The sequence below is a fragment of the Synechococcus sp. UW69 genome, from assembly GCF_900474185.1.
Lineage (GTDB): Bacteria > Cyanobacteriota > Cyanobacteriia > PCC-6307 > Cyanobiaceae > Parasynechococcus.
The window spans coordinates 113802-136379 of sequence record NZ_UCNW01000011.1 but is presented as its reverse complement, the minus strand read 5'-3'; the positions used below and the strand labels follow the sequence as shown (position 1 = coordinate 136379).

The window sequence follows — 22578 nt, the reverse complement described above, 5'->3', positions numbered from 1 at the left end:
CGTTTCAGCCATCAGGCTGACTGTCGTTCCCTCCACGGTTCAGCGGCCTTTCTGCTGTTGGCTTGAGGCAATGGAACTTTGCTGGATGTGGTTCGCTTCGACTGCTGCCCCTTCCAATGGAAGTAAGCGGTGACGCTGACCAGCCAAAACATCACAAAAGCGAGGGTCATCACCAGACCATGCATCCGAAAAAAGGTCAGCACAATATGGATCGACAGGGCAACTGAACCACCAAATAGGAACGTATTGCTCAAGACCGAAGCGACGGCTTCCTTGAAGGATTTCAACCCTGTCGCTCCATTCCGGCTCACCATACCGAGCAAGAATTGCTGTGCCAGCCCTCTGATCTCTGCAGGAGCGTATTGGTTGTTCAGTCCTCAATAAAAAACCCCTCCCATGGATGGGAGGGGTTGGAAGAGGTTGGGAAACTTCAGAAGATGGATCTGCAGATCACTCGTCTACCTGGTCAGCGGCTTCGCTGTGCTCTGCAGCTGCACCTGTGGGGATCAGACGGATGGCTTTTTTGCCCAGTTTGATTTCAAACTCATCACCTGGCTCGAGATTCAGCATGGCGGTGTAGGCCTTGCCGATCAGCAGGTTGCCGTTGCCCTGCACTTTGGCGATGTAGCTCAACTTGCGGCCACCTTTGCCAATTGCAGCACCGCCGCTGCTCAGATTGACGCCTTTGGCCTCAAGCAGCGCCTCATAGAAAGCAGTGAAATTCAGGCGATCGCCACCGTCTTTCTTGTCAGAGACGTAGCCACAAGCTCTCACTAGATCGGATTTGGAAACATCCCCTAGTTCTTTGACCTTTGCAAGCAGCTCGGAACCGGTCAGCATTGTGAATGCATCTCATTGGATGATTAGTTCATAACTGATTGGTTGGCTGGGTGTCAATCAGTTGACCCAATATTTCCATGACTTAGTGGCCTGATTTTTGGCATCTAGGGATGCGTCTCTGTGGTCTGACCCTTGAGACTGCTTTCTTGTTATGAACCTTGACTGGGTGATATTGAGTCCTGTGCAGCGGTTTTACCTCAGGATCATTCAAGCGGTCGTTTCAGGCTCGCGTCGTGGAGACTGTCTGAACCCTCACAGATGATCGTGTAGTCGACACGATCATCATCAGAACAGCAGAAATCGCTGTAGTACCGCTCAAGCTCATCGTATGCAGCGTCGTAGCTGTCAAAACGTTGCCGCGTCAGGCGGTCCTCCGTACTGTCGCTACGCACGATGCGATGGCGTGAAGCTGGATTCATCAGCTGGTTTCACGCGACATGTCGGAACGCAGATTAGGCGCGTCCGTGGGTGAATTAGGACGGTGTCTTCATGGAATCTGCTTGTCGTTCAAGTTGTCGTTCTTTCCCTAATGAATGGTTTTGGTCTGATGCGTCAGCCGCCTCAGCTTTCTAGGGTCGTGATGTGAGCTGGATGTGCCGATGCTTCGGTTTTTGCTGGAGCTTGCGCCTTCCCTGCTGATCGGGTTTTGGGCTGGAGGACGCCATGAAACCCTCGCCGCCCGCTTGGCCACGCCGTTGGTGAGGTTCGGGGTACCGATCAGTGTGATGGGCCTGCTGTTGAAGGGTGGCCTGAGCGGCGACATGTTGCAGGCAGCGGGTCTTGCGGTGCTGGCCATGGGCCTTGTGCTGGTGGGGGCGTCGCGGTTACCGGGATTGGCTGAGCTGGTCTCTCCAACGCTGCGGTTGGGGAGCTGCACTGGAAACACGGCTTATTTCGGAGTGCCTCTGGCCTTGGCCTTTCTGCCTGATGAGGCCCTCCCGATCAGCATTGGCTACGACCTTGGGGCGACACTGCTGACTTGGAGTCTTGGTCCGCTGCTGATCGGTGAGCGGGTCAATGGCTCTAAAAGGCTGCACGGTCTCATGAGCAGCGTTGCGGCGAGCCCAGCGACCCGCGGGCTGATCGGTGCATTGCTGATTCAGGCGACCCCCTGGTCTGAACTGGTGACCGACGCTTTGTGGTGGCCTTCCCGCTTGGTGATCTTGCTGGCTTTGATGGTGGTGGGCATGCGCCTTGGCAGCATCCATCGCAAGGGAATCACTCCATCGGCCCGACCGTTGCAACTGCTGAGGCCACTGGTAGCCAAACTCCTGCTTTATCCGTTGCTGCTGCTGCTGCTTGCATCTCTGCTGCGGTTCGATCCGCTGATGGTTCAGGCGGTTGCGCTGCAGGGGGCAGCGCCGACGGCGATCTCACTGCTGTTGATTGCGGAGTCTGTGGGGGCTGATCAGGAGCGGGCTGCAGGTCTGGTGTTCTGGAGCACGCTGCTGGCGTTGGTCACGGCGCCTGCTTGGGGTGTGCTGCTGCGATCTCAGTTTTGAAAACGGCGAAAGGTGAGATTGATGCGCGTGGTTTGTACTTTCCGCCGTTGCGGAACACTGTGCATCCATTGGCTCTGACACCCCGGGTGCATCACGAGCAGATCACCATCGGCTAATGGCAGCGATATCCGGCGTTGGGGAGTGCTGCGATGGCGGAGCTGAAAATCGCGTGTAGCCCCGAGTGAAAGGGAGGCAATCGGAGCCCGCTGATCAATCTCCGGTTCGTCATCAGCGTGCCATCCCATGCGGTCATCCCCGTGGCGATACAGATTGAGCAGACATCCGTTGAACTCGGTCTCACAGGCTGTATTGACCTGAATCAGCAATGGCTTGAACCATTCGGGCCAACCACAGCCCTTGTGAACAGCACCGCTATAGCGATATTGAATGCCTTCGTTGGCAAGAAACACCGTCATCCTGGGGACTGGATGACGCTTGCCATAGACCTGCACGACTGGCTGTTGCCACAGGAGCTGTTGTTCAAGAAGCGTTTGCCAGCGCCTTGCTTCGTTTGCCTGAAGCCACCCCTCTTGCAGGGACCATTCCGTTTCGGGAGCGGCCGGATTGACGTTCATTCGTGACGTCGGATGACGAGGTCGGTTCCACCCCGAGACTGTCCCATACATTCGAATGCATGGGAGCCCGAATCACTGAAGAAGAATTCCTCAAGCGCGCTGTTCAGCGTTTTGGTGATCAATTCGACTACAGCCTGATCCGCTGGCGTAGTTACAAGAGCCCTGTTCAAATCCGATGCAAAGAGCATCCGGTTCAACTGATCACAATCACGCCGGAAAAGCATCTCCAAACCTTGGGCGGATGCCGCCACTGTCTTCGTGAAAGACGCATTGCCTCGCTGGAGAGGGAACTCAACCGCAAGTCCGCTCAGCGTCCTGCCTCCGTTTCTATTGAGCCCCCAGCCGCCCTCGAAGCAACCCCGGAACGAACCGGTTGAGGGGCCCCCGGACAGCTTGACTTGCCTGAGGTGCATCAGACCCTAAGGCTGACTCGCTGATAGCAGAACCAGAGCCACTGTTGGAACAGAAGGTTCCTATGAGACCGCCAGAGGGTCTGGGGACGGGCGGGATCAAAATTCTCAGGCGGGGGAACATCACCCCGGGCCCCGTCACGTTCCATCTCTCCGACGATTCGCCCGACGTTGTATTCGGGGTGGCCCAAGTGCATCAGCTGGCGTTGATCCGGGGTCTCGAAAATGGTGTAGCCCACCTGCTCGCCGTGGGCGAGCAGACGGAGACGTCCATCCCGTTGTGCAGCTTCCATGGCAGCGTCCGGCAGCCCTGCATGACGGCTCTGGGGACAGACGAAATCATCGTCTTGGGTACCCATTAAGGAATGACCAGGAACGAGGCTGCGCATGGGGTAGATCCCGAACAGTTTTTGAGGGAACGACACCTTGTCCACGCCAGCCAGGTAGGCGAGGGCGAAACCGGCCCAGCACAGGCCAAGGGTGCTGGCGCAGGTTTGTCTCGCTTCCTCGATCAATTTGACCAGCTCTGTCCAGTAACTGACCTGTTCAAAGGGCAGGTGCTCCACGGGGGCACCGGTGATGATCAGGCCATCAAGGGGACCCTGGGACAAGGCCTCATTCCAGCTCACATACAGCTGGTTGAGATGGTTCTGATCCCAACTCTTGTAGGCATGGGAGTTGAGTCGAATCCAAATCGGTTCGATCTGCAGCACCGAAAGACCCAGCGGATGCAGCAGGTTGAACTCGTACTGCTTGCCCAGCGGCATGATGTTGAGAATGCCAATACGCAGGGGCCGGATGTCCTGGCGTTCGGCCTGTTTAGGCTCAATCCAGGAGATCCGGTTGCGTTCAACCTCCGCGATTTTGTGGTAGTTGCGAGGAAGGATCAGCGCCATGGGGGCTGTGTTGGCATTCAGCTGAGAACGGCGAGGGCCTGCTCGAAGTCGGCCTTGATGTCGTCGATGTGTTCGAGTCCGACGGAGACCCGCACCATCGTGGGCGTGACACCAGCAGAGGCCTGTTCAGCCTCACTGAGTTGCTGGTGGGTTGTGGACGCGGGATGAATCACCAGCGTTTTCGCATCGCCCACGTTGGCGAGGTGGCTGGCCAGCTTGAGGCTGTCGATGAAGCGCACGGCATCGTCATAGCCGCCGTTGAGGGAGAACATCAGCATGCATCCCATGCCCCGTCCTGTCAGGTATTTCTTGGCGGCAGCGTTGTAAGGATCGTGCGCCAGGCCGGGATAGCTCACATGGGTGATAGCGGGATGCGAATCCAGCCAAGTGGCCAGAGCTATGGCATTTTCGGTGTGGCGCTCAACGCGCAGACTCAGGGTTTCTAGACCCTGCAACAGCAGGAAGCTGTTGAAGGGACTGACGGCCGGCCCCCAATCCCGCAGACCTTCCACTCGGGCCCGCAGCGCGAAGGCGATGTTGCGGTCATCCGGCAGGCCAAGCATCTTGCAGACGTCACTGCCGAAGCCAAACGCATCCCAGTGCACCAAGCCGTGATATGCCGCACTTGGTTGGCTCATCAGCGGGAACTTGCCGTTGCCCCAATTGAAGGTGCCGGCATCCACGATCACGCCCCCCAGGCTGGTGCCGTGGCCCCCGATCCACTTGGTTGCACTCTCCACCACCACATCGGCGCCATGCTCAATCGGTCGCAGCAGAGCACCGCAGGCTCCCAATGTGTTGTCAACGATCAAGGGGATACCTTTCTCTTTGGCGAGCGCTGAAAGGCCCTCGAAATCGGGGATGTTGAAGCGGGGATTGCCCATCGCTTCGACATAAAGCGCTTTGGTGTTGTCGTCGATTTGTGCGGCAAAGCTTGCGACGTCATCGCCTTCTGCAAAACGCACGTTGATTCCCAGCCGCGGGAACTGCACCTTGAACTGGTTGTACGTGCCGCCGTAGAGGTAAGACGTTGAGACGAAGTTGTCTCCCGCCTGCATGCAGTTGGTGATCGCGAGAAACTGAGCCGACTGCCCTGAGGCGGTCGCTAGAGCTGCCACTCCGCCTTCGAGGGCGGCGACGCGTTTCTCAAACACGTCTGTGGTCGGATTCATCAGTCGGGTGTAGATGTTCCCGAATTCCTTCAGACCGAAGAGGTTGGCCCCATGTTCGGCGTCATTGAAGACGTACGAACTGGTCTGATAGATGGGAACCGCCCGCGCGTTGGTTGCGCTGTCGGGCGATTGCCCGGCATGAAGCTGCAGGGTCTCGAAGCGGTGAGACATCGTCCTCGGCGTTGGACACTGCCCCTGTTCTAGTCGTCAGCGAGCTCAGGTTTGTCGGTTTCCGCAAGAGAAGGGAACGTGCTGCGAATGACAGCCTGGATGTCGCGGTGGGCTTCGCTGCGGAATCCAGCCACGCCGTCGGCACTGAGCAGGGGGTAGGTGCGATCACTGGCATCCACCTCGCGTAGGTGCTTCCACCGGTTGCTGCTGTCTTCCGCTTTGAGTGCGATGAGGGGAGCCTGGAAGTCGTAGGCCTTGGTGTTGCCGAGGGCGGCCACCTGGGCGGTGAGCTTTTCACGCACTGGGCTGAGGGCTTTGGCCTTCAGCGTGTCCGGCAAGCCAAGCACAGGCTCGTAATGGTCGAGAAGACGGAGTTCGGCCTCCAGCAGCACGGGCCAGGCACCGCGTTCGCCTTCGGTCAGGCCCATCGCCGCCTCGGCCTCGGTCATTGCCTCCAGATGGAAGCGCAGCCATCGGTAGTAGGTCTTGTCTTTGATTGGTTTCTTGGCCGCAGCCCTTCCGGACACAATCGCCGGAAGAGCTTTTTCGGCCTTGCGCAGGAACAGACGATCCTCCCGTTCCAAATTCATGGCTCCCCAGCGCTGCCGGTACTCCCAGAGCTCGATGTAGCGAGCTACATCAATCTCGGACCATCCGAGACCTTTCAGTTCATCACCGCGATGGGAGGTTTCCTTGGACACCCGCTTCCTGGATCACGCCAGTTCTCAGCGTAGGTGTCGATGCTCACCGGTTTGGTGATCTGCTGGCGGGGTTGGTCTGAAGAAACTCCTGAACACTGATCCGCTGCGGCTGGTTGTAGCCCACCGGCAACCAAAGATCGCCGGCTGCAGCATTGAAGTGGATTTCCCAGTGATATAAACCGGTGTAGGCCGCGGGATCCTCCCTCATCAGCGAGGCATACAGGAGCACCGCGCGGCCGTAGTAATCGCTGTTGTTGTAGCCCCATAGGCCGCGGCGAATGTCCTGAAGTCCGCCACGGCGCACCAGATATCGCGCCGCAGCCTGGATGGCGTCGTGGTGATCGCGGATGTTCCCGGCGCCAATCCCAGGTTCTGCCCAGGTGGTGGGCAGGAACTGCATGGGCCCCTGGGCATTGGCCACGGAGACGCCATCGATGCGCCCCATGCCGGTTTCCACGAGGTTTACCGCAGCTAGAACCTCCCATTCAATCCCCGTCGCCGCCTCGGCCTTGCGGTAGTGGCTGAGCAGCTTTTCCGCTGCTTCGGGCTGAATGATCCGCCAGGCGGGGAGCATGGACGGTCCACGGCCACGGCTCATACGCACGAATTCGCGCCGTGCTGCGAGGTGCCTTTCTGCCACGTTGCGCCAGCGCGGAGGCAGGCCGTTGATGACCTCTTGGGCTCTGGACTGGTCCGTGGACAGCACCCGGTAGATCACCTGTTGTTGATGCCCAAGATCGGGCAGTGCATCGGCCGGCGTGGCTGGGTCCCGTAACGCCTTTTCAACAGCTGCCAGCAGCGTTGCCAGTTCAGTTGTGTCGGCAGGCACAAGGGGGTATTGCCTGCCGTCTCGTGTTTTGGGTTGGGTCGCTTGGGCAGGAAGTGCTACCGGCGCCGTCATCACTGCCGCGGTTACCACCGGTGCGGTCACTAACGCTTCGGCCCGTGGCTGTTTCGGTTTAAGCCACAGCCCCCCCAGCAGGGTTGCCGTGAGAGCCGAGACAATCAACACGTTGCGGCTGCGCATGGTGAGGCAGGGGCGCTGTGCTGACACTACCGGTGCGGTTCAGGCCGTAAGGAAGGTGCTGCGGTCGTGAAAGTCCGGCTTGCGTCCGTGGCAGAGAGCCCAATGGCTCAGACCGTCCTGATTGCTATCGATCACAGCCGTCAATGCCAGGTCTGGGCAGCCCCCTGGCGTCCACCAGGGTTCCAAAGCAATCCTGGCGTCCAGCCGCAGTTGATGCGCCCCGCGTTGCAGCCGCACCGTTGGGGGTGTGCTGAGCTCTTGCTGGGTCTGGCCACTGCGGTAGTGATCAAAGCGATAAACCGCCCAATCCCCATTGGGAGCCAGATTGACTTCCCAATAACGTTGCTCGCCAGGGGCGGCGAGAAACGCCTCGAAGCACGTGGTGGTCCAGAGATCATCCCTGCGATGTCCCTGTTGTGGCCCATCATTCAGATCCGTCGGCAGACGCAGCGCATTGATGCCTGTGGCCGCGCGGGCCAGGACTCCATAGCTGAGTTCCAGCCAGCCATCGCGCGTCCAGACGAGCTCGGCGCTGATCTGGAACCCTGGAGGCATGGACCGTTCAAAGGGGATCAGGCGGCATGCCTGACGCAGCATCACTGCAGAACGACCCATCTCAGTGGCTTGGTCCCTGCTGACGCTGCAGCCGCTTGACCAGGTGTTCCAAGTCGCTGAAATGTTGTTCCACCGCTTCTGTGAGTCGGAATTGAACCAGGGCCCGTTGCAGATTGTGCCCAGGTCGATCGCAGCGGAAATACACGTCGCCCTCAAGATGATCCGTGAGGAACCTCAGCCCCAGTTCCATCGGGATCAGACGGATGCAGTGGGGTAGATAGTGCAAGTCCCAGTCACTCAGAAACCCACCAGCAACTGACAGATAGCCCTTGAGAATGGCCTCACAGAGGTTCATGTCGAATTCCACATCATCCAGGGAGAGTGTTTCTTCTCCGGCTGGATTGCAGCAGGACCGCAAACAGTCGCCGATGTCGTAGTGAACGAGTCCCGGTTTGACCGTGTCCAGGTCAATCAGTCCGATGGCCTGACCGCTGGCCTCGTCAATCATGACGTTGTTGATCTTCGGGTCCCCGTGGATGGGACGGTGAAGGAGTTCGCCGCGCGCGAGAGCTGCTTCCAGAACATCCACGCCCTGACGGCGCTGCTCCACAAACGCGCAGGCGTCACGTTCGGCGGGACCTATGCGGCTCGTGGACGCGGCGATGTCATCGAAGCGTTGAAGGTAGGCCGGTGTGACATGGAAATTTTCCAGGGTGTCAGCCAGCTGATCGGTCGGCAGGTCACTGATCAGGTGGTGGAACATCCCCAGTCCATAACCCACTTCCTGGGCGTGAGCACTGTCCCTGATGACATCACTAGTGGTCGCTGCACCGATGTAAGTGATCGAGCGCCAGAATTCTCCATTTTGTTCGATCCAGGGGGAGGCTTCCCGACGACAGGGAACCACTCTGGGCACTTCCCAGCGGCGTCCCTTCAGTTGTGGAGGTGGAGAGGCGAGACGGCGCTCCATGTGATCGCCCAGGGCCTGCAGGTTCTGCATCACCAGGTCGGGACGATCGAAAACGCTCGTGTTCAGCCGCTGCATGACGAAGGCGCCGTCTTGTCCCTCATGAGTCACGAGGAAGGTTTCGTTGACGTTGCCTGAGCCAAGGGAGCGAATGGCTTTGATCCCCTCGCGAGGATGGAAGCGATCAGCGATGGCTTCCAGGGCCTCGGTCATGAACGGTCGCATGGGTCTCAGGCCGCACCTTGCCGCTCTTCCTGCGTTCTGCCCCGTTCAGGTGTGCAGAACAGCAGCCGACTCAGGCTTCGAGCTGGCTTTCGATGACGTCCATCAATTGCAGGTAGGCCGGTGTTCCGGTCTCACCGTTCTCGTCGAGGGCCATCTTTCTGCGCATGGCCTGATTGGCATTGTCCGCAATGACGGCATTCACCACGAGGTCGAGAGCTTTAGGGACCTCCAGGTTTTGCAGAGCCTCGGCATACCGACGGCTGTGGCTAGGCCGTACTGATTCCTGGCAGTAGCTGGAGAGTTCCCGGCTTTCCGTCATCACCCGGTAGGCGGTGTCCTTGACGCCAGCACGTCCGTAAATCGCCATGTACAGCAGATTCACCATGGAAGCGTCGTGGGCTGGGATCGCGTATTTACGGGCGATTTGAGGCCAATACCGCAGAGATTTCAAGCCCTCTAGTCCACCTTTTCGCAGGCCTGCAGCTTCACACCACTGTTCCAACTCCTCCATGGAATGGGGACAGCGGCCCTGATCGCGCATCTCCTGGGCCATCACTTGACCGGCCTGGAAATTACGGGTTGGGCTACCGGAAACGGGCAGCATCATGCTGCCGCGCACATCAGCCACCATGGCCGTGAGCTGGCTAAAGGTGTGGTCCCGTACCCGCTCGAAATCGCCGTCGCGCACCAGGGTGGATTCAATTCTTGGTACGGCGTATCCCAGTTCTGTAAGAGGAAAGGGCTGACGGTGGTACAGCCGTTGCCGATCGGGTCGTGCCATGGATACGGTGGCTGCCTGATCCAGGCACTGGTTCAGCAGCAGAGTTAGGAGCGTTGGCAACACGCCTGGGTTGTCTTGATGGAAGCCGTAGCCGAACCCGGCGAACACCGACGCCATGTTTTTGGCGGCTTTGATGAATTGCCCCTCAACGTTGTGAACACCGGCGGAGACCTGGATGTTGGGGGACAGTTGGTCCATCAGCTGGGCACCCAACATCGCTGTTAGGGCATTGGGATGGCAGAAGTTGGCCGTGAAGCTGTCGAAGGGGTTTCGCAGAGCTCCATGGCGGTGGAAGCCGGAGAAGAAGGCGAGCTCCGGTTGTTGTTCACAGAGCACATAGGCGCTGTTGCTGATCGGGTCATGGTTGAAGGATCCCGCTAAACAGGCCAGCACCACCTGCTCACGATTGAGCTCTTCCTTTAAACGACGGGCTTCGTGGAGGTCTTCTTCGATGTGATTGCTGTTGGCGCTGAGCACCACGAGTTCGCAGCGCTCGATGAGATCGCTCAGGGTGTTGGCCACCAGTTCACCGCCGCTGCGATGGCCACCCATCTCAAGCACTGTCTCCACGTGCTCGTCATCCATGTTGGCAATCGTTTCTCTGGGGAAGGCTCCCAGCAGGTCCCGGCCTGGACGTGGGGCTAACAGCAGACGCCCTTCCGCGTTCTGCATGGCGCAGTTGTAAGCCAGGGATGCGGGGTAGAGCCCGACGCTGTAGAAGCCGACCTTGCCGTTCGACAGCTCTTGCACGCGCCGCCTTATCGCTCCGGCATCCAGGCTTTGGTCGAAGAAGGAGTTGCGCATGGCGGCAAGACTAAGCAGCGCCCTGCGTGAAACTGCTCATAGCAGACAAATACCGTTCCCAATCACGATGCGGAGGCTTCCGTCATGGTTTTTTTGGTGCGATTGGGGCGATGGGTTGATGTTGGAGTGGGAGAGATCAATTCACTCCAAGGACGATGGTGAGATGCTTTGAAATTGATGATGATTCTCTTCGTGAATCTTGGTTGGTCCAAGCTTGAGGATGTAGGAACAGATAAATGATCTGACTGGAGTTTTATTTGAATCTCTTGAAGTCAGCAATGTGCGTCTTTTTTTTCGGAGCTTGGTTGGGGCCAGAGTCGAAAGCTGCTCCCGATATCGTGCGGGACGATAGCCCTGATGTGGTCAATAACAAGCTGTGAATTTGTTATCGGGTGATTTTGCAGTCATGTGGACCTTATGTTGCTTCTTGCTCTTTAAGCTCTGAGGTGAATATTTTGCTGGTTTTGAGGTTTTGAATTTTGCTCTCTCGCTAACAAGTGAACCTCAGCTCAGGTTGGGTCAAAGGCCCATGATCTGCCTGTAATTTTGGTTGGAACGTGTTCGCTGATTGAGGGACTGGATTTCTGGATAGGCTGAGAGATCTTCGTTGGGATAAAAAATGGGGAGGTAGCCAAGATATGCATTGACTGCGCAATCGGCGGCTGTCCAGCAATCCCCCACTAAAAACTTTTTCTTGCTGTAGAGGTCATTCAGTGTCGCCATCAGTCTTGGAAACTCCCGTTCCTTATTGGAGGGAACGAATAAAGCGATCGCCAGTGTGGAGTTGGCGAAAAGAATCCACTGGCTGATGGAGGCTCGTGTTGCTGGATCTTTGACTTCGTTGGTGTAGTTCTCGGAGAGATATTGAAGAATGGCGCCTGACTCAAATAGCATTAATCCATTGCTGTCGTCTTTAAGGGCAGGTAACTTGCCGAAAGGATTCACCTCCAAATAACTCGGTGCAAGATTTTGGCGAGCTGCCAGGTCAACGTTGACGTAATTGTAGGAAATCCCTTTTTCTGCCGCATACCATTTCGGCATCGATGCACGGGTCTTGGGGCCGCCGTAGAGATAAAGAGTCATCACTGGTTAGCGATCAAAACTATGCTAGCTCTTATGGTGCTCCCTGACATTTACATTGCCTAGGGGGTTGGTTTGTTTCGGGGGTTATGGTGAGTTTGCTAGGCAGGATTGTGTTTAAAAGGTATTCAATTTTTAGTTTTAATCCGGTACTTCGAAGTCTTCAGTAATTGCCCTTGTTTGATGGTTTTTGAATTTCTCTGTCGCTTGATTCCCCTTGATGTGTCGATCGAGAGGTGGCGATGGCCTCTTGGCGAGCGTGTTTGCTCCAAACACGCTGTAATGCGCTCAAGTCATTGTTCACATGCCTGTGTCCAGCCGTGATCTGCTGATGGCGTACCGCTGGCCTGCGGCGGTCGTCTTGTCCAGCCTGGTTTTGGCGGCCACGGCAATAAAGCTGCTCAGTCGGCCTATCCCCATTGCGATTGAGGGTGGATTGCAGGTGGACAAGCTGGTCCTTCCCCCCAGCGTCACCATCCGCTCAGATACGCCTTTACCGGTGGTGGTGCAGGAGCAGGTGACCATCTCCGGAGATGTCCCTCTTGCGATTGAAGGCCCCGTGTCGGTGAAATCGATTGCGGGAGCAGTGACGGTGAATGCCGATGCTCGGGTCAGCGGAGTGGAAGGGCAGCTGTCCGTCACGGCTGATCAACCGCTTGCTGTGCGAGCAGATGTGTCTGTTGCAGACAAAATCACGATTGGAGGCAAGGTCGATATTGAGGGCAAGGTGAAGCCGAGCTTGCTGCCGTTGCCTTGATCAGCCGTTGCGAGGAGCCAAGCCGTTGCCGACAGTGAGCCCTTGCTCCCAGAGGTTGAGCTGTCGCAGTCCCAGGCCCGTCACTGCGGCGGTGACCAAGCCGATGCTGCTCCAGGGGGTGCCCTGTCCGATGCCCACGAGAGTTGAGGATCCCCAGAGCAACGCCCAGGTCCATGGACGAGCCTTTCGAATGTTCGCCAAAGCTGCAGAGCAGCTGCGGCAATGGATGGTGTGGCTGAGGTACCGATCCATGAGCTCTGTTGTGGTTTGCCTGGGTGGTAGGCGTTGCCCTGCAAAGGGCTCGCCGCCGTTGGCGTTCAACCAGCGATGCAGGGCAGCGACGTAGACGTCTGAAGTTGTGGGCATAAAAAAGCTGCGCTCCACGGCGGAGCTACCGCCGGCCCGCTCGAGCACCCGTTCCTGCCAGTGCAGAAATACCTGATCGTCCTCCAGCACCTTGTGGTTCCCGATGTGCTGCAACCAGCGGGGACGCAATCCGATCAGGATGCGAGGTAACGCTGATTGGAACTGGAAGGGGAAGCGGGCGAACAGGCGGCACTCTCCGCGTCGGATCGGGACGGCATACACAACGGTGAGGATGCGGCCGAACCCCTTGGCGGTTAGGTCGTGCCACATCAGTTGGGGAGCCCGAAAGCAGGTGGACTGGGCGCCGAGCTTGCCCCGCCGAGGCCCCTCCTCCCAGAACGCTTCGAAGCCATCAGCGTCTTCATGGGTGACTTTGGCTTCAACGGGGGCAGCGTTGTCCCGCTTGCCCACGGTTTTGTGGTGGGTGAAAGGAACGTGACTGACGTCGAGCACGTTTTCCAGCAGGGTCACCGCATCCATGGGGAGATCCCGGAAGGTGTCCTGCACCGTCCAGCTTTCGGGATTGTCTTCAAGAGCTGGAACCAGGGGGAGCTGACTTGGGTCTGCGGCATCGGGGGCACCCATCCAGACGAACAGCAGTCCCTGCCCCGTCGCTGTCGGCAAGCTGGCGCAGCGGGACCGCCGGTTGTTGGGCTGAGTGTTCTCGAGCGCTTGCGGCACGCGCTGGCACTGGCCGCTGCCATCGAAACTCCAGCCGTGATACGGACATTCAAGGAGCCCTTCGTCGTTGATCCGACCTTCGCTGAGGGGAACCAAACGGTGGGGGCAGACATCGGGGAACACTCGCCAGCGTTCCTTGCTGTTATCCCACCAGATCACCAGATCCCGCTCTAGCAGGGTGAATCGACTCGGCTTTTTAGGGTCGAGGTCCTGCACATAGCTGATGGGCCACCACTGTTCGGTCCAGGTGGGGTTCATGGCAGGAGCATCAAGGCCGCCATGTTCGCTAGCCGGATGGCTTGACCGCGGTATTTCGCTTGCCATCAGCGCTGCTCCGTGCCTCCGCCACTGGACTTCTCACTCGTTTGGAACTAAGGAGTTGCGCGAAGAAATTGCACTGTTGTGCATTCGTCTGAAGCGACATCTCTGAATCTCCATGCCCCGTCTGACGCCCGACCAGTTCCTGCAAGAGCTCACAGGTGCTGAAGACCTGTTGATCGTGCAGGACCTCGATGGCGTCTGCATGCAACTCGTGAAGGATCCACTGACACGGTGCATGGATCCTGCCTATGTGGAAGCAGTCGCTGCCCTGGATGGCCAATTCGCTGTGTTGACCAATGGTGAACATGAGGGCCGTCGCGGGGTGAACCGTCTCGTGGAACAGGCCCTGGCGGATCCCGATTTACCCAAACGTGAGGGGCGTTATCTGCCGGGTCTGGCGGCTGGAGGGGTGCAGTTGCAGGATCGCTTTGGCGACCTAAGCCATCCCGGCGTCTCGCAGGAGGAAATGACCTTCCTTGCTCAAGCCCCCAGCAGGATGGAAGCCCTGCTGATGGAACGGCTGCCGGCCCTGCTTCCGCAGCTGCATGGAGACGACCTGGCTCAGGTTGCCAAAGCCGCCGTGTTGGACACCCAGGTCTCACCGACGATCAATCTCAATGGGATTTTTGCTTTTGTCCCCGGTGATGTGACTTGTCAGCAGGCTCTTCAGACCATGCTGTCTGAGCTGATGCATCAGTTGCTTTCTGAAGCTGCAGATCAGGGGTTGGAGGGGTCTTTCTTTTTGCATGTGGCTCCCAACCTGGGCCGTGATGCACAAGGGGATGAACGGATCAAACCCGCTGCTTTCGGGGATGTCGGAACCACCGACATTCAATTCATGCTCACAGGTTCCATCAAGGAGGCTGGCCTTCTGGTGCTGCTCAATCAGCACATCAAGCGCCGTTGGGGTGAATCCCCTTTGGGTGATGCCTTCAATGTGAGAACGGCTCCCCACTCCCCCGATGCGCTGTTGGCCTTGGTTAAGGAGCGGATCCCCGCGGAACGGATGCCCTTGTTGGTGGGGGTGGGCGACACCGTTACCTCCACGGCATCAGCTGATGGCACGGGGTGGCTGAGAGGCGGCAGTGATCGAGGCTTCCTCAACCTGTTGCAGGACCTCGGGGCCTGGTGTGGTCAACCCAACCGCGTTGTTCTCGTCGACAGCAGCCATGGCGAAGTGGATCGGCCCAGCCATGCCGATGGGAGCTTGCAAGGAATCACCGATCCAGAGGATTCCCTGCGGATTGACGTGCTGATGCCCGACGGTCCGGACCAATACATCGCCTGGTTCCGCCAGCTTTCCGCGCGTCGCTCTGGGGACCCTGTGCGCTAAATCACAACCGCGCTTGACCGGTGTCATCAGGAATCAGCGCTGAATTGAGGAGGGTTGCCTCAGCACCAACCCACTTCTCATGTTTGCCAAAACTTTCGCTGTTCTCGCTGTCCTCAGCGGTACCGCCCTTCCGATCGCCGCCTTGTCGATTCATGCGGTGATGGAAGCTCAGATTCCCCACTGCACGATTGATTTGCCGGCTTCAGAACCTATCTGTACGGATGCGGTTACCGGCCTCAAGTTCGACCATCAGTTTCGCCGCAGTGGAATGTTCGCCTCCGCCGGTTAACGCAGCTGATCAAGAGAAGACCCGTTGATTGTGTCGACAAGAACCAACTCCACTTCGATCTGCTGTCTGGAAGAATCAGCGTTATCTGTTGGGTGCCGGTGACTGTCGTTGAGAGCGTTTTCCCGTCATTGAAGCGCGGACAGCTCACAACGTTGCAGGTCAATCTTGGGTACCGCTGCAACCAAAGCTGCGCCCATTGCCACGTGAATGCTGGGCCGACCCGCACCGAGATGATGGCTGCGGATCTTCTGGCATTGATTCCTCAGATTCTTGAGCGCCATGGGATCGCCTGCCTCGATCTCACGGGGGGAGCACCGGAGCTGCATCCGGGCTTTCGTGATTTGGTGCGGCAGGCACGATCACGTGGAACCGCGGTGATTGACCGCTGCAATCTCACAATCCTGAGTGAACCGGATCAGGAGGACCTGGCTGAATTCCTGGCAGACCACGGAGTTTGCATCACAGCCTCCTTGCCCTGTTACAGCGCTGAGAATGTTGATCGCCAGAGGGGTGATGGCGTGTTTGAACGCAGCATCAGCGGGCTGCGGCAGCTCAATGTTCTGGGCTACGGAACGGGTGATCCCAACAGACAGCTGGATCTCGTCTACAACCCCCTTGGGCCGGTTTTGCCTCCCCCCCAGCAGGCCTTGGAGGCTGATTACAAGACCGCATTGGCTGGGTTGGGGATTCGGTTTGATCGTCTACTGACGCTGGCCAACATGCCCATCCAACGGTTCGCCAGGCAATTGGAACTCAACAGCGAATTGCAGTCATATCAAGCCCTTCTGGAGGATGCGCACAACCCCGACAATCTGGAGTCTGTGATGTGCCGCCAGCTGATCAGTGTGGACTGGCAAGGCCATCTTTATGACTGCGATTTCAACCAGCAGCTCGGACTCCCCTGTTCCGGAGACGTCCGTCACCTTCGTGATCTGATGCGCCTCTCAACCGTTCCGGCGGATCAGTCGATCCACACGGCTCAGCATTGTTTCGGCTGTACCGCTGGCGCAGGGTCAAGTTGTGGTGGAGCACTTCAGGGCTGATTCTCTCTTCATGGGCATAGTGGGGAGATATGTGTCGATGCCATGCCGCTGAATCGCATTTGTTTCGCTGCCATTGTTCTTCTGATGTCTGCGACGGGAGCCATGGCTGAGGCGCATGGCCAACCCAAACAGGCGATGTTCAGCACCAAAGCTGAAGCCGAAGCGGCTGCCCCGGGATTTGGTTGCAAGGGTGCGCATCAGATGGGTGAGATGTGGATGGTCTGCGACAAGCACGGTGAGGCGGATCACCATGGAGCGCACTGATTCATGAGTGAAGGTGGGCACTGCGGCAGCAAGCCGAAGCGAATTGCGATCGGGGTAGCTCCTCTGGGCACCATCTCCATCGGCATCGTGCCGATGGGGGTCATCTGCATTGGGGTGGTGCCGATGGGGGTGGTCTCGATCGGTGTGGTGGCGATGGGCGTGATCAATGCAGCCATCGTTGGGATGGGATTGGTGGCGGTGGGTGTCAACACCATGGGGGTGATCACAGCAGGCCCGATGAGCATGGGCTTGATTCAGATTCGCTCCACGACCAACCCGCGCTATCTGGCTTATCCAAGTCGAGAGGAGGCGGAGGAGCAGGCACGCAAGTTGGGCTGCAAAGGAGTGCACCGCATGGGCGATCGCTACTGGATGCCTTGTAACGAGCACCCTCAGTAAGGCCGCCACAGGAAGGTCTCCAAGGGTTCGCTTCACAAAAGCTTCGGAAGACTTCTGTTGCAGGCACCTTCTCAGAGGTCGTTCTGCTGGCTTCAGTGTGAGAAAGAGGGGCGTACCCGATGTCATCGTCTCCACGTGAGCGTCTTCAATCCCTACTCAGTGCCCGATGGCTGGAGATGGGTGAGGTGTCGTTGATGCATCACCGCCAGGTTCAAGTCTTGTTGAACACCTTGAGGCGCGAAAAAGAGCTTGTTTCCGTGCAGCTCATTGACCTCCTTGTGACAGATCTCTACGACAGGGAATTTCGCGCTTAATGATCAGCTGTTAAGTGCTTATCCCTGGCACTTGGGGCAGATCGCGCGCACATTCAGGCTGGATTCAATGAGTTGAAAGCCAACATGTTCTGCGGCAGCAGCCCCTGCTGCAAGAACGGATTCGCTTTCAAATTCTTCTGTCCGTCCGCAGCGGATACAGACCACATGGTAATGTTGACGATGATCTTCGACGGCTAGCTCGAAGCGTCGTCCACCCTCACTGAGTTCCAGTTCTTGGAGCAATCCCATGTCGGCCAGGAGGCGCAGGGTGCGATACACCGTGGCCAGGGACACCTTCATGTCGAGTGCCGCCAGCTGCTGGTGCACCTCCTCGGCACTGAGGTGGCAACCGGATCCACAGTGTTCAAAAAGTTCAAGAACACGTTTGCGCTGCGGGGTGAGTCGACGCCCGTCCTGATGCAGGCCCCGCTGCAAAGTTGTGTCAGTTGAGGCAGGCGCGGAGGACGATGTCACAGCTTCTCCTCGCTTGTTCTCAATAGTAGTCCTTAATGAGAGTGCCGTCTCGCCTCTATTTCATTGTCGTGATCTAATCCCCTCGGTTGCCGAGAAGCAAGACGAATTCTGGTGATAACGTCCGCCAGCGATGTCGTTCTGGTCGATGGAAACCCACGTCCTCACCTTCACGATCACCAAGTCATTTGCTGAATGGGTCGCCACCTATGACGCATCTCTGCCGCTTCAGAAAATCGCTGGTATAACTTCCCTCTACCGGGGAGTCAGCAAGGAGGACCCCACCAAGGTCTGCGCCGTGATGCAAGCCTCTCCCGGTGTGATGGAGCAATTCATTGCCGACAACACCGACATGATCGAGGCTTCAGGGCATGTGATTGAGAGCACCATCAGCCAGGTGTTCGTCGCCAGCTGATGGTTTGGCGTCCTGCGCGGGCCTGGACCAGCCAGAGCCCGGTTGCCGGTTATCGCCATTTCGAGTTGATCACGCAGGGTGGGAGCGGTGATCAGCGCTGGGTGGAATTGGCCGCTGTCCTGAAGCCATCCCATCGGGAACGGGTGCTCTGGAGCGAGCTCAAAGATCCAAATCGCTGGAGCAGCGGCTGGCAGTCCATTCCTGAGGACGATGCGAATTCTCCAACTGAGTGATCCACACCTGGTGGCAGCTGATCAAGGTTTGGTGCGTGGAAGGCTGGCCCTCGCACATGTGGAGCAAGCTCTGCGGGTTGGCTGCGCCATGGACCCCGATCTGGTTCTGGTCACGGGTGATCTTTGCCAGGACGAAAGCTGGGGTGGCTATGTCCGGCTGCGAACAGCCCTGACCAACCACGTGCGCTGCAAGGTTGCTCTGGTGCCCGGTAACCACGATCACCCGCTGTTGCTGGATGCGGTTTTGGGGCGTGCGTGCGTGACAGGCCCCGCTGATTTTGTGGTCAGAGGAGTGCGCTTGGTACTGCTGAACAGCCACAAGGTTTCTTCTGCAGCCGGTCAGCTCGGCTTGGCTCAGCTCCAGTGGCTGGAACGGCGTTTGCAGCGTTCAGAGCGCCGTGATCTGCCCCTTGTGGTTGCTCTTCATCATCCTCCGATCGCCATCGGTGATGACGGCATGGATGCGATCCGGTTGCTTGATCAAGATTCTTTTGAGGCTGTGTTACGTCCCCATCTCGCTCTGCGGGCGGTTTTGTTTGGCCATATTCATCAGCATTGGCAAGGCCACTGGACGACGCGTCCTGATGTGTCACTTCTGGGCTGCCCTTCCACGCTTTGCAGTTTCAAGGCAGTGCAGGCTTGTCCCCTCGACCGAGCTGGTGATCCAGGCGGAAGGCTTCTCGACCTGACGTCTGATGGAGATCTTCAGCATCAAGTGCTGCGTTGGTCTGACGTCAGCCCATCCCTTTCTGGGATTCGCGGAAGGCCTTGAGCTTGTCGATGTCTTTTTCTTCGTCGATGGAATAGTCCGTCAGGATCAAGGCCTTGCCAATGGTGCCCAGGGCGTACTCGATCCGGTCGAGATCCCGACGTCCCTCTTGATCCAGCCTCGCTGAGCGAATCACTTCAGGGCGCAACTGATCGGCCAACTGCTCCAACGCCGATGCGATCGCTTTGGCCTGCTCGAGTGGCTCTGTTTGACTCATGAATCCTGAACAGATGCAACCAGTTGACTCTGGCAGCTCTCCTCAGAATCCCTTGGCGGTGGGGCGCTGACTCGAGAGGGAAACGTTGCCAAGGGGCTGCTGCTGGGCGGGCTGTTGCGTTGCGGTTGGTGCAGAACCAGGTGCTGCCATGGCATTGAAAGCGAGGGACCAGCGCTCCCCTTCACCACGGAAGGGCATCACCGAATGGGGTTGCCAGGCCGGGAACACATAGAACTCTCCGGGGACGGGCAGCACGTAGTGCGCCATTCCGGTGCGGAACGATTGCAGATGCCAGTCTTCCGGACCGTGGAAGCAGAGTTGGCCATCAAAACTATCGGCATTGATCTGGGGTGGCACCTTTAGAAAGATCACCCCGGAAAAGCTGCCGCCATGGGTGTGGGTGGGGTTGTAATCGCCTGCGGTCTGGCAATTGAGCCAGAGATCAATCATCTGCAAGCGATATCGACCGGGAACCCAGGGGCCGCGACCTTGGGGAGGCTGACGGTCCATCACATGGCGGATCCAACGATCACAGGCAGGCAGCAGGTGGTTGTTGCTGAGGTCCTGCACGCCGGGTTGGTCCGGCCGCAGTTCGCGTTGCTGACGCAGTTGACCGGCCAGCTTCGCTGATGCATCGGGGCTGGAATCAGGATTGGCGAGAACGCTTTCGCTTAGATCAATCAGCTGCTGGAGCAAAGGGTCCGGCAGGGTGCCCCGAAGGATGGAGCGTGGAAACAGATCGAGAACGTCCACCAATGACTGGTCTGCTGCAGGTCATCGTGGCAGCCCCAAAGTGGGTGGACTGTTCATGCGGATCGTGATGCTGCGCCACGCACTCCTGCTGCCTTTGGTGCTTGTGGGCTCCGTTGCTGTGGCGGCTCCTGATCTACTGGGGCAACAGGGGCCCACGACAGCCTTGCTGCAGGGAGGGGCACTGCAGCTCAGTACCCGCCGAACTGCTGAGCGGTTCCCTGACGGCAACCGCATCTGGAAGGTTGAGCTGCATCGAGGCTCTCGACTCCTGGCCAGTTGGCCAGCAGCCAGTGGTGTTGCCGGGCGCCAAACCGCTGATCGCCGCTGGAGTCCCGGCAATGCTGCCCCCTTACCCGCCGGCGAGTACAGCTTGGGACGTCCCGAACCTTGGGGTAACGATCTTTGGTTTGACCTGACCCCTCGCTTCGACACCACTCGCAGTGCTCTGGGAATCCACCGCTGTTACCCCGGCACAGGGTGCATCTGCATTCCAAAGAGGGCTGACATCGATGCACTCGCAAGTTGGGTTAAGGCCTCGGGAATTCGCACTCTGAAGGTGGTGAACTGACTTTTTGCGGCCTTAATCAAAAATCGACTCTTGACGGGTCAACTCGGTTTTCAGCGAGATTGTTGAGCAATACAGACTGCTTCTTGAAACCAGCAGACGTATTGAATTCATCGTCACAGGGCTTTGGCTCATTTGAACAATGTCGTTGACTCATCGGAACGCCATCGAACATTTCACTGAGAGATATTCGTAGTGGACGCTTGGAGAAGCATCCAAATCGATGATTGATCGTGTCATCGGGCGCTGGTACACCAACTGACTTCTTCGTCGTAGGGGGAGTCGGTCCAGCGTTATCTCACCCTGATGAGTCGTCTTGCAACTTGCTCCCGTCTCATTTGGTCAAAGTCACTGCTTCATCGGAACGGTAATTGCCACTTTTCAAGGTCATCGTTGCTTTGAAGGGCAGCTTGACGGCGCCTCTTCACCCGATGATTCTGGCGAGCCATCGGGCGCTGGAGCAGAACTGACTCTTCTTCATGAGCGACGGAGAGTCAGTCCAGCGTTACCGCATTTGTCTTCGGAAGCTTTGAAACGAGACCTGGTTTCATTTGAGTGATGCCAACTTCTCATTTTTATGCAACGCCTGCGTGAGCCGGAGGCAAGATGAAATTTGAAGGTTCTCGCGAGGCACCTTCAATTCGATGACTTATCCGGGTCATCAAGCTGGGGTTACAGCTGACTCTTCTTCATGAGCGACGGAGAGTCAGTCCAGCCAATTTTGTTTTGATTGCAATTTTATTTTCATGGCTAAGAGCAAAGGTGTTCGAATTGTTGTCACTCTTGAATGTACAGAGTGCAGGACAGCTGCAACTTCCGAAAAACGCTCGCCAGGTGTATCCCGTTATACGACTACAAAAAACCGGAGAAATACTCCCGATAGGCTTGAGCTCATGAAATTCTGCCCGCAGCTCAACAGAATGACATTGCATCGTGAAATCAAGTAATAAGAGCAAGAGTTTATCTGTGCTGGTTTTGGAGTAATTGAATTATTCAAAAGCTCTAACGTGAGATAGGAAGATGCACGCTTATAAGCAGTTTTATCTTCCTGATGTATCTTTGTCTAGGTATCGCTGATGAGCTCCCATGAGCACAATTGGCGATGAGGGGATAGTGGATTCGATTCATGCCAGCGTGCCTCTTCTCTTTTGGTTCTAAGTGAATACCATGGCAATGCTCATTGTCAATGATTGGCGAATTATTAATTGATCAGCTCTTAGGTGTTTGAATATTTTTGCGTATCAATATGATTGGTCATTGGTAGAATTTAAGACGACCCTTGAGCAGCAATCAGGCTAATTTCTAGGCAACTGCATTCTAGTCATGACAAACATCGAAGCATTTGCCCATATCATTGACTTGGCAAACCGAACCACTGATAAGACTACCTATGACTATTTAATGCAGGAGGCTCAGGAGATCATGAGAGATAAGCAGACAGAAGATATAAGCTATTGTGATTTTGCGGAGTTGGTGAAAGAGCGGCTTGAAAATGAATCGCAAAGACTCAAGATTGACTGATTTTGACTCAACCCAAAAGGGATTGTGGCATCGGTGGATATGGTTGGGTGAAGCTAATGGCAGTCACTGAAGCGCATTGTGAGGGAACTGTTGTTGCTTCGGTTTGGCACTGACTCGTCTATCATGTTCTTGGCTGACCAGCCAGTCAGGCTTCATGTTTA

General features: G+C 57.2%; 31 protein-coding genes. 15 read left to right on the top strand and 16 right to left on the bottom strand.

All coding sequences use genetic code 11. The features are described from left to right. Positions 1 to 11 precede the first annotated feature (11 nt). The 3 genes from DXY29_RS11575 to DXY29_RS11565 form a co-directional block, all read right to left on the bottom strand. A complete protein-coding gene (locus DXY29_RS11575; protein ID WP_136987766.1) occupies positions 12 to 287 on the bottom strand; it encodes a hypothetical protein in 276 nt (91 codons plus the stop codon). A 163-nt stretch (positions 288 to 450) separates the two neighbouring features. Beyond that, positions 451 to 840: an AbrB family transcriptional regulator gene (locus tag DXY29_RS11570; protein WP_006849603.1), complete on the bottom strand. Its 390-nt coding sequence runs from the start codon at positions 838 to 840 to the stop codon at positions 451 to 453. Positions 841 to 1043: 203 nt separating this feature from the next. Next, positions 1044 to 1259 carry a hypothetical protein gene (locus DXY29_RS11565; protein WP_115025192.1) on the bottom strand — a complete coding sequence of 72 codons (216 nt, stop codon included), beginning with the start codon at positions 1257 to 1259 and terminating at the stop codon, positions 1044 to 1046. A 180-nt stretch (positions 1260 to 1439) separates the two neighbouring features. Here DXY29_RS11565 and DXY29_RS11560 point away from each other — a divergent pair, with 180 nt between their 5' ends. Then, on the top strand, positions 1440 to 2342 hold the full coding sequence (locus DXY29_RS11560; RefSeq protein ID WP_115025191.1) for an AEC family transporter: 903 nt from the start codon (positions 1440 to 1442) through the stop codon (positions 2340 to 2342). On the opposite strand, the gene DXY29_RS11555 is transcribed toward DXY29_RS11560, so the two are convergent. Beyond that, positions 2333 to 2917 carry an alpha-ketoglutarate-dependent dioxygenase AlkB gene (locus DXY29_RS11555; RefSeq protein WP_115025190.1) on the bottom strand — a complete coding sequence of 195 codons (585 nt, stop codon included), beginning with the start codon at positions 2915 to 2917 and terminating at the stop codon, positions 2333 to 2335. The genes DXY29_RS11560 and DXY29_RS11555 overlap by 10 nt on opposite strands. 59 nt (positions 2918 to 2976) lie before the next feature. On the opposite strand from DXY29_RS11555, the gene DXY29_RS11550 reads away from it, so the two are divergent. Beyond that, positions 2977 to 3294, top strand: a complete 318-nt coding sequence (locus DXY29_RS11550; RefSeq protein ID WP_115025189.1) for a hypothetical protein — start codon at positions 2977 to 2979, stop codon at positions 3292 to 3294. A gap of 35 nt (positions 3295 to 3329) precedes the next feature. Here DXY29_RS11550 and DXY29_RS11545 read toward each other — a convergent pair whose 3' ends face one another. The 8 genes from DXY29_RS11545 to DXY29_RS11510 all read right to left on the bottom strand — a co-directional run bounded on the left by DXY29_RS11545 (position 3330) and on the right by DXY29_RS11510 (position 11709). Further along, positions 3330 to 4223 (bottom strand): homoserine O-succinyltransferase, encoded by an 894-nt coding sequence (locus DXY29_RS11545; protein ID WP_115025188.1) that lies wholly within the window; start codon positions 4221 to 4223, stop codon positions 3330 to 3332. A gap of 17 nt (positions 4224 to 4240) precedes the next feature. Further along, the gene (locus DXY29_RS11540) at positions 4241 to 5566 is read right to left on the bottom strand and encodes an O-acetylhomoserine aminocarboxypropyltransferase/cysteine synthase family protein (RefSeq protein WP_115025187.1); all 1326 of its coding nucleotides are present in this window, start codon (positions 5564 to 5566) and stop codon (positions 4241 to 4243) included. 29 nt (positions 5567 to 5595) lie between these two features. Next, complete coding sequence (locus tag DXY29_RS11535; RefSeq protein WP_115025186.1) at positions 5596 to 6267, bottom strand: hypothetical protein; 672 nt, start codon at positions 6265 to 6267, stop codon at positions 5596 to 5598. A gap of 43 nt (positions 6268 to 6310) precedes the next feature. Then, positions 6311 to 7294, bottom strand: a complete 984-nt coding sequence (locus DXY29_RS11530) for a lytic transglycosylase domain-containing protein (protein WP_115025185.1) — start codon at positions 7292 to 7294, stop codon at positions 6311 to 6313. Positions 7295 to 7333: 39 nt separating this feature from the next. Beyond that, positions 7334 to 7909: a DOMON-like domain-containing protein gene (locus DXY29_RS11525; protein ID WP_115025184.1), complete on the bottom strand. Its 576-nt coding sequence runs from the start codon at positions 7907 to 7909 to the stop codon at positions 7334 to 7336. A gap of 1 nt (position 7910) precedes the next feature. Further along, positions 7911 to 9041: a phosphotransferase enzyme family protein gene (locus DXY29_RS11520; protein ID WP_244279385.1), complete on the bottom strand. Its 1131-nt coding sequence runs from the start codon at positions 9039 to 9041 to the stop codon at positions 7911 to 7913. Positions 9042 to 9111: 70 nt separating this feature from the next. Further along, positions 9112 to 10626 carry a hypothetical protein gene (locus DXY29_RS11515; protein WP_115025183.1) on the bottom strand — a complete coding sequence of 505 codons (1515 nt, stop codon included), beginning with the start codon at positions 10624 to 10626 and terminating at the stop codon, positions 9112 to 9114. A gap of 519 nt (positions 10627 to 11145) precedes the next feature. Next, complete coding sequence (locus tag DXY29_RS11510; RefSeq protein ID WP_115025182.1) at positions 11146 to 11709, bottom strand: glutathione S-transferase family protein; 564 nt, start codon at positions 11707 to 11709, stop codon at positions 11146 to 11148. A gap of 301 nt (positions 11710 to 12010) precedes the next feature. Here DXY29_RS11510 and DXY29_RS11505 point away from each other — a divergent pair, with 301 nt between their 5' ends. Then, on the top strand, positions 12011 to 12463 hold the full coding sequence (locus tag DXY29_RS11505) for a hypothetical protein (protein WP_115025181.1): 453 nt from the start codon (positions 12011 to 12013) through the stop codon (positions 12461 to 12463). On the opposite strand, the gene DXY29_RS11500 is transcribed toward DXY29_RS11505, so the two are convergent. After that, on the bottom strand, positions 12464 to 13768 hold the full coding sequence (locus tag DXY29_RS11500) for a Rieske 2Fe-2S domain-containing protein (protein WP_115025180.1): 1305 nt from the start codon (positions 13766 to 13768) through the stop codon (positions 12464 to 12466). Between the two features lie 178 nt (positions 13769 to 13946). Between DXY29_RS11500 and stpA the strand changes: the two genes are divergently transcribed. The 6 genes from stpA to DXY29_RS11475 all read left to right on the top strand — a co-directional run bounded on the left by stpA (position 13947) and on the right by DXY29_RS11475 (position 17473). Continuing rightward, positions 13947 to 15164 carry a glucosylglycerol 3-phosphatase gene (gene stpA, locus DXY29_RS11495; RefSeq protein ID WP_115025179.1) on the top strand — a complete coding sequence of 406 codons (1218 nt, stop codon included), beginning with the start codon at positions 13947 to 13949 and terminating at the stop codon, positions 15162 to 15164. 79 nt (positions 15165 to 15243) lie between these two features. Next, the gene (locus DXY29_RS13120) at positions 15244 to 15453 is read left to right on the top strand and encodes a hypothetical protein (RefSeq protein ID WP_136987765.1); all 210 of its coding nucleotides are present in this window, start codon (positions 15244 to 15246) and stop codon (positions 15451 to 15453) included. A gap of 98 nt (positions 15454 to 15551) precedes the next feature. After that, a complete protein-coding gene (arsS, locus tag DXY29_RS11490) occupies positions 15552 to 16496 on the top strand; it encodes an arsenosugar biosynthesis radical SAM (seleno)protein ArsS (protein ID WP_170952222.1) in 945 nt (314 codons plus the stop codon). Between the two features lie 84 nt (positions 16497 to 16580). Beyond that, positions 16581 to 16760 carry a DUF3721 domain-containing protein gene (locus DXY29_RS11485; protein WP_226422415.1) on the top strand — a complete coding sequence of 60 codons (180 nt, stop codon included), beginning with the start codon at positions 16581 to 16583 and terminating at the stop codon, positions 16758 to 16760. A 3-nt stretch (positions 16761 to 16763) separates the two neighbouring features. After that, positions 16764 to 17159, top strand: coding sequence for a hypothetical protein (locus DXY29_RS11480; protein ID WP_115025176.1), 396 nt, complete (start codon positions 16764 to 16766; stop codon positions 17157 to 17159). 119 nt (positions 17160 to 17278) lie between these two features. After that, the gene (locus tag DXY29_RS11475) at positions 17279 to 17473 is read left to right on the top strand and encodes a hypothetical protein (RefSeq protein ID WP_115025175.1); all 195 of its coding nucleotides are present in this window, start codon (positions 17279 to 17281) and stop codon (positions 17471 to 17473) included. Between the two features lie 18 nt (positions 17474 to 17491). On the opposite strand, the gene DXY29_RS11470 is transcribed toward DXY29_RS11475, so the two are convergent. Next, positions 17492 to 17947, bottom strand: coding sequence for a Fur family transcriptional regulator (locus tag DXY29_RS11470; RefSeq protein WP_115025174.1), 456 nt, complete (start codon positions 17945 to 17947; stop codon positions 17492 to 17494). 145 nt (positions 17948 to 18092) lie between these two features. On the opposite strand from DXY29_RS11470, the gene DXY29_RS11465 reads away from it, so the two are divergent. From DXY29_RS11465 to DXY29_RS11455, 3 genes are read left to right on the top strand one after another with little or no spacing between them, the layout of a single operon-like run. After that, positions 18093 to 18359 (top strand): DUF3764 family protein, encoded by a 267-nt coding sequence (locus tag DXY29_RS11465; RefSeq protein ID WP_115025365.1) that lies wholly within the window; start codon positions 18093 to 18095, stop codon positions 18357 to 18359. Further along, positions 18359 to 18592, top strand: coding sequence for a TIGR02450 family Trp-rich protein (locus DXY29_RS11460; RefSeq protein ID WP_115025173.1), 234 nt, complete (start codon positions 18359 to 18361; stop codon positions 18590 to 18592). The genes DXY29_RS11465 and DXY29_RS11460 overlap by 1 nt, the downstream gene beginning before the upstream one ends. Beyond that, positions 18570 to 19364, top strand: coding sequence for a metallophosphoesterase (locus DXY29_RS11455; protein ID WP_115025172.1), 795 nt, complete (start codon positions 18570 to 18572; stop codon positions 19362 to 19364). The genes DXY29_RS11460 and DXY29_RS11455 overlap by 23 nt, the downstream gene beginning before the upstream one ends. Here the strand turns inward: DXY29_RS11455 and DXY29_RS11450 are convergent. Both DXY29_RS11450 and DXY29_RS11445 read right to left on the bottom strand, forming a co-directional pair. Further along, on the bottom strand, positions 19327 to 19578 hold the full coding sequence (locus DXY29_RS11450; protein ID WP_115025171.1) for a hypothetical protein: 252 nt from the start codon (positions 19576 to 19578) through the stop codon (positions 19327 to 19329). The two genes, DXY29_RS11455 and DXY29_RS11450, sit on opposite strands and share 38 nt — an antisense overlap. A gap of 42 nt (positions 19579 to 19620) precedes the next feature. Beyond that, the gene (locus tag DXY29_RS11445) at positions 19621 to 20331 is read right to left on the bottom strand and encodes a putative 2OG-Fe(II) oxygenase (RefSeq protein ID WP_115025363.1); all 711 of its coding nucleotides are present in this window, start codon (positions 20329 to 20331) and stop codon (positions 19621 to 19623) included. A 40-nt stretch (positions 20332 to 20371) separates the two neighbouring features. Between DXY29_RS11445 and DXY29_RS11440 the strand changes: the two genes are divergently transcribed. The 3 genes from DXY29_RS11440 to DXY29_RS11430 all read left to right on the top strand — a co-directional run bounded on the left by DXY29_RS11440 (position 20372) and on the right by DXY29_RS11430 (position 22417). Beyond that, positions 20372 to 20899: a hypothetical protein gene (locus DXY29_RS11440; protein WP_371411087.1), complete on the top strand. Its 528-nt coding sequence runs from the start codon at positions 20372 to 20374 to the stop codon at positions 20897 to 20899. Positions 20900 to 21642: 743 nt separating this feature from the next. Then, complete coding sequence (gene rpmG / locus DXY29_RS11435) at positions 21643 to 21843, top strand: 50S ribosomal protein L33 (RefSeq protein ID WP_115025170.1); 201 nt, start codon at positions 21643 to 21645, stop codon at positions 21841 to 21843. 376 nt (positions 21844 to 22219) lie between these two features. Continuing rightward, positions 22220 to 22417 (top strand): hypothetical protein, encoded by a 198-nt coding sequence (locus DXY29_RS11430; protein WP_115025169.1) that lies wholly within the window; start codon positions 22220 to 22222, stop codon positions 22415 to 22417. Positions 22418 to 22578 lie beyond the last annotated feature (161 nt).

Excerpts from the sequence above, each read along its gene's own strand:
- DXY29_RS11505 (WP_115025181.1), top strand. The coding sequence starts at position 12,011 with ATGCCTGTGTCCAGCCGTGATCTGCTGATGGCGTACCGCTGGCCTGCG.
- DXY29_RS11550 (WP_115025189.1), top strand. The coding sequence starts at position 2,977 with ATGGGAGCCCGAATCACTGAAGAAGAATTCCTCAAGCGCGCTGTTCAG.
- DXY29_RS11475 (WP_115025175.1), top strand. The coding sequence starts at position 17,279 with ATGTCATCGTCTCCACGTGAGCGTCTTCAATCCCTACTCAGTGCCCGA.
- DXY29_RS11510 (WP_115025182.1), bottom strand. The coding sequence starts at position 11,709 with ATGACTCTTTATCTCTACGGCGGCCCCAAGACCCGTGCATCGATGCCG.
- DXY29_RS11525 (WP_115025184.1), bottom strand. The coding sequence starts at position 7,909 with ATGGGTCGTTCTGCAGTGATGCTGCGTCAGGCATGCCGCCTGATCCCC.
- DXY29_RS11530 (WP_115025185.1), bottom strand. The coding sequence starts at position 7,294 with ATGCGCAGCCGCAACGTGTTGATTGTCTCGGCTCTCACGGCAACCCTG.
- stpA (WP_115025179.1), top strand. The coding sequence starts at position 13,947 with ATGCCCCGTCTGACGCCCGACCAGTTCCTGCAAGAGCTCACAGGTGCT.
- rpmG (WP_115025170.1), top strand. The coding sequence starts at position 21,643 with ATGGCTAAGAGCAAAGGTGTTCGAATTGTTGTCACTCTTGAATGTACA.
- DXY29_RS11520 (WP_244279385.1), bottom strand. The coding sequence starts at position 9,041 with ATGCGACCGTTCATGACCGAGGCCCTGGAAGCCATCGCTGATCGCTTC.
- DXY29_RS11430 (WP_115025169.1), top strand. The coding sequence starts at position 22,220 with ATGACAAACATCGAAGCATTTGCCCATATCATTGACTTGGCAAACCGA.
- DXY29_RS11450 (WP_115025171.1), bottom strand. The coding sequence starts at position 19,578 with ATGAGTCAAACAGAGCCACTCGAGCAGGCCAAAGCGATCGCATCGGCG.
- DXY29_RS11500 (WP_115025180.1), bottom strand. The coding sequence starts at position 13,768 with ATGAACCCCACCTGGACCGAACAGTGGTGGCCCATCAGCTATGTGCAG.
- DXY29_RS11555 (WP_115025190.1), bottom strand. The coding sequence starts at position 2,917 with ATGAACGTCAATCCGGCCGCTCCCGAAACGGAATGGTCCCTGCAAGAG.
- DXY29_RS11485 (WP_226422415.1), top strand. The coding sequence starts at position 16,581 with ATGTCTGCGACGGGAGCCATGGCTGAGGCGCATGGCCAACCCAAACAG.
- DXY29_RS11545 (WP_115025188.1), bottom strand. The coding sequence starts at position 4,223 with ATGGCGCTGATCCTTCCTCGCAACTACCACAAAATCGCGGAGGTTGAA.
- DXY29_RS11480 (WP_115025176.1), top strand. The coding sequence starts at position 16,764 with ATGAGTGAAGGTGGGCACTGCGGCAGCAAGCCGAAGCGAATTGCGATC.
- DXY29_RS11515 (WP_115025183.1), bottom strand. The coding sequence starts at position 10,626 with ATGCGCAACTCCTTCTTCGACCAAAGCCTGGATGCCGGAGCGATAAGG.
- DXY29_RS11560 (WP_115025191.1), top strand. The coding sequence starts at position 1,440 with ATGCTTCGGTTTTTGCTGGAGCTTGCGCCTTCCCTGCTGATCGGGTTT.
- DXY29_RS13120 (WP_136987765.1), top strand. The coding sequence starts at position 15,244 with ATGTTTGCCAAAACTTTCGCTGTTCTCGCTGTCCTCAGCGGTACCGCC.
- DXY29_RS11465 (WP_115025365.1), top strand. The coding sequence starts at position 18,093 with ATGGAAACCCACGTCCTCACCTTCACGATCACCAAGTCATTTGCTGAA.
- DXY29_RS11540 (WP_115025187.1), bottom strand. The coding sequence starts at position 5,566 with ATGTCTCACCGCTTCGAGACCCTGCAGCTTCATGCCGGGCAATCGCCC.
- DXY29_RS11565 (WP_115025192.1), bottom strand. The coding sequence starts at position 1,259 with ATGAATCCAGCTTCACGCCATCGCATCGTGCGTAGCGACAGTACGGAG.
- DXY29_RS11570 (WP_006849603.1), bottom strand. The coding sequence starts at position 840 with ATGCTGACCGGTTCCGAGCTGCTTGCAAAGGTCAAAGAACTAGGGGAT.
- DXY29_RS11455 (WP_115025172.1), top strand. The coding sequence starts at position 18,570 with ATGCGAATTCTCCAACTGAGTGATCCACACCTGGTGGCAGCTGATCAA.
- DXY29_RS11460 (WP_115025173.1), top strand. The coding sequence starts at position 18,359 with ATGGTTTGGCGTCCTGCGCGGGCCTGGACCAGCCAGAGCCCGGTTGCC.